A 2,239-nucleotide genomic window follows, 5' to 3' on the forward strand; every position below is an offset into this window, starting at 1 on the left:
TTTTGACATGACTACTAATAAAAGCAGCCCTTACCAACCTCGCGTCATTGCGACCAATGAAATCGGTGTGCATCACTCGCTGGGTTTAGCGGCACAGACCTGCAGTATCGGGATTAAACGGCCAATGCCGTGCATCGTCATTCTGGTTCACGGGGTGAATGACGTCGGAGAAGCGTATCAGAACCAGGAAAAAGGCATCATCGCCGGGTTGAGTAAGCGCCTTGATCGTGCCGACTTTTACCCGCACGAATGGCGGGATTTTATGCTGATGCATAATGAAAGTGCGCAGCAAAAGATCAAAGCCCCCGGCCGCTCACCGATAATTCCCTTCTACTGGGGCTATAAGCCCGTTACCCATGACGACTACGTCAAAGACCAGCAAAAATATCGTGATGATCTGAAGACTTTTCGCGACGATGCAAAACTCCCCTATGACGCGTATCAGGAAGATGATCCTAAAAAAATGGCGGCTCAGGGGAATGACGGCAGTAATCTCCTGAGATTTCAGAACGACAGTTTCAAAAATGCGCTGGATGCGAATTTTGCAAAAAATGGCGGCACGTTCGCCAACGCGACAACCAGTATACCGGATATGTTAGGGCCGGGTTCAGGGGGCGCGGTACTGGCGCCGGTTGGTTTCGCCACGCTCTATATGAATGGCGGGGATTACACCCACCCGATTTACCCAAACCCGCACCGCATCTACCAGTTTTTTGCCGCACAAAGGCTGGCAGATTTAATCATGCAGATACGAAATGAACCTGTAACTGCAAAAGACGTGATAAACGTCGTTGCCCACAGCCAGGGGACCATCATCACCATGCTGGCGAACATGCTGGTTAAACAGGCAGGGGGAGAACCGGTAAACTGCGTGATCATGAACCACTCTCCGTATTCACTGGAAAGCCGGATAAGTGAAAACCTTCAGGAAGGAAATCAGCAGACCACCGAGGCCAGACAAAAGACTTTTAGAAACTTCTGTAACCTGATGGCGACGCAATACCGGGGCGGGCAACACACAGAGGAGGAAATAACGGCCATTGAGAGTCTGTGTGCGCTGCCCTCAGCTAAAAAAAACCAGTGGCATACTGACCCGCGCTACAGCCGGAATAATAACGGCAGAGTGTTTAATTATTTCTGTGCCGATGATGACACGGTGTCATTGCAGAACGTGCAGGGTATCGGCTGGCGGGGTGTGCCGCAGGCGATTGCGCAGGATATCCCTAATCTTTATCAGCGCGTCTTTGTCCAGCACGGTGAAGTAGGTAAGGCACCGGACGGACAGCCTTTTGTTTATCCCATCAAGAAATCCGGCGATTTCAGTACCGCAGCAGGCATCAATGCTGCCTATTACTTCCGCGACGTGATACCCAACGGTGAGGAACTGCCGGAACCCTTCAAATTTGCATTACAGGGGCAGAATACAAATTACGAATACGCTGTTGATCCGGACAGCCCTGACCAGACAATTTCCTATTCTGCCAAAGCGGGCGCGATAAGCCGGACAGACAAGGCTGTCTATCAGCTGGATAAATATGATTACCGCGACCTTATGCCGGGTTCGGTGCTCAGTGAACAACAACTGATTATCGAAAGTATCAGCCGGGAAAAGAAAATCATCAAAGGGGTTATCACAGGAACGCCTGAATATCGCGGTATTCAGCTTACCTGGCTGAAATCCCGCAAAGAACTGGAAAAGGAATGGCTGAAAACTGATCCGGTGGGTTACAGCCAGCATTCTTCCATTGTGATGAGTGAATTTGCGCCCTCGCATGCCATGGCATTTGACCTGGCCATTGGTCAGTGCAAGTCATTTGATTATCAGGAAGGGAAGTTCTGGGAAAGCTTACTTCATCGGGCTGACTGGCGGGATCCGTTGAATCCATCTTCAGATGCGAAAAATTATTACCGAACCGGGAAACTCAATGTTACTGAGACAAAAGATTTTATGAACCGCCCTGATGAAATTAAAGCTCTGCCAAAGGGCGATTTTGGTGTGGACAATGGCTATGGCCCACGTGAGAAACCTTATGCGCGCAGCCGTGTTGAAATCGAAATGGGGCTTTTCCCAGCAGGCAGTTCAGGAATGGTCACAGTCAAACAATGGGATATGCCAACACCATTCAGTGACAGCCAGTTAAAAGCATAAGGAGGAAGCGATGAAGGGATTAAGATTATTATCTGGTTTTCTGATTTTACTTGCGGTTAACGCCCTGGAAGCCAAAAAAGTGCCGACGCA

General features: G+C 49.6%; 1 protein-coding gene. It reads left to right on the forward strand.

All coding sequences use genetic code 11. The annotated features are described in order from the left end of the window. On the forward strand, positions 1 to 2,149 hold a 2,149-nt coding region (locus UC15_RS24885; protein ID WP_369964688.1), incomplete at its 5' end, for a DUF3274 domain-containing protein. Positions 2,150 to 2,239 lie beyond the last annotated feature (90 nt).

This window comes from Rahnella sp. AN3-3W3 (genome assembly GCF_003263545.1).
GTDB classification, from domain to species: domain Bacteria; phylum Pseudomonadota; class Gammaproteobacteria; order Enterobacterales; family Enterobacteriaceae; genus Rahnella; species Rahnella variigena.